The organism is Vibrio sp. 03_296, assembly GCF_002265885.1.
In genome coordinates, this window is record NZ_NPKW01000929.1 from 1 (window position 1) to 1,315 (window position 1,315).

The window sequence follows — 1,315 nt, forward strand, 5'->3', positions numbered from 1 at the left end:
GTGTGGTTGCGTGGTTCACACCTTAATTGGGCGTTATGGCTATCAAGTTGAGTTCATCATTAATGTCGGTAAATTGGTTTAAATTGGAGTACTATTCTGCGATTAAACTTGCTGAAGAACTCGATGACAATCCCAATTAAAATGTATCAATCCGGAATATCGTGCTCAAACTGCCATGCTTGTTGTTGCCGTTTGGAGGTTATGATCATTACCGATACAGGTGTATCCAGAGGCAGCACATTGCATTTGATGAATGGGGTGGAGAAACGATTGCTGCGTTTGTCAGATGGTTGGTGTTCAGCTCTAGATCGTGAAACGTTCATGTGCACAATTTACGAAAATCGCCCTTGGATTTGTCGAGAATTCGAAATGGGTTCTCACGAATGTCGAGATGAACGTATAGTGCTTTCTTAAAGTTTTGCCCAATAAATCAGTGAGTTGTTAGCCATAACAAACGGTTCAAGAGGGACAGCCAACGCGTGGCTATTTTTATTATGCGTTTGGTTTTCTGGTTACGGTGTTATGCGGAAGCTTGGTAATGGCGTTGGCTGCCCCTTAACCGGGCGTTAAATGCACAAGGAGATAAAAGTGAAACTAAGTGACGTATTTTTACAAAAGCAATATCTGACAAGTTTGAGTCTAAGCTAGAGTTTGAAGTCTTAGGCCCAAGTGATATTGAAAAATAGCCGAAGAGAACCTGATATTTATTGAATTGGAGCTCAGGCTTGGATGTCATACGTTGAATTCGGAGCAAAAGTTAACCCTAGAAAACTAGCTCCATCACTTGACTCAGGAAACCCATTTCTTTATCAAACAGTAGAGAAAGAAATGAAACGCAAAGTAGTTCAAGATATTGCTTTTTGCTATGCAAATATTCAAGATCCGATGATCGAAGGGCAAGACTTTATCCAATTGCTACTTTGTCGAACTTACCCCAATGATTTGTTTATTGCAGATGTTTGTTTCTACAACCCATATAAACCAGTGCCGGAAAATGAGCGCGTGTATGAACTACACTTTTCAATCATTGGGTGTTTGGAGAGCATTTAAAGTCAATCAAAACATACTGCAAAGAGAACAAGATTAATAAAATTACCCTTACTACTTCTTCTAATGAACAGATTCCATACTTCGAAAAACATGGTTTCAAGGTCGACAATACCGATTTTGCAAGGCATGCATTGGCACATGGCCGAAGTGTTCCGATGCATATAAAGTGCATTTAACAAACTGTTCAAGAGGGATTCGCAACGCGTGGCATTTCCACTATGCGTTGTTTTTAGTGATTAAGGTGGTATGCGGCGGCTTCGGTATT

At 40.2% G+C, this 1,315-nt stretch carries 2 protein-coding genes; both read left to right on the plus strand.

The genetic code is table 11. From position 1 onward, the window contains the following. Positions 1-201 precede the first annotated feature (201 nt). Entirely contained in the window at positions 202-414 is a 213-nt protein-coding gene (locus CIK04_RS28910) for a YkgJ family cysteine cluster protein (protein ID WP_325205977.1), read from the plus strand. Positions 415-729: 315 nt separating this feature from the next. After that, a complete protein-coding gene (locus tag CIK04_RS28920; RefSeq protein WP_128824746.1) occupies positions 730-1,050 on the plus strand; it encodes a hypothetical protein in 321 nt (106 codons plus the stop codon). The last annotated feature ends 265 nt before the right edge of the window (positions 1,051-1,315 follow it).

What these genes read in the sequence shown, in the direction of transcription:
- CIK04_RS28910 (WP_325205977.1), top strand. Translation starts at nt 202, where the DNA reads ATGATCATTACCGATACAGGTGTATCCAGAGGCAGCACATTGCATTTG.
- CIK04_RS28920 (WP_128824746.1), top strand. Translation starts at nt 730, where the DNA reads ATGTCATACGTTGAATTCGGAGCAAAAGTTAACCCTAGAAAACTAGCT.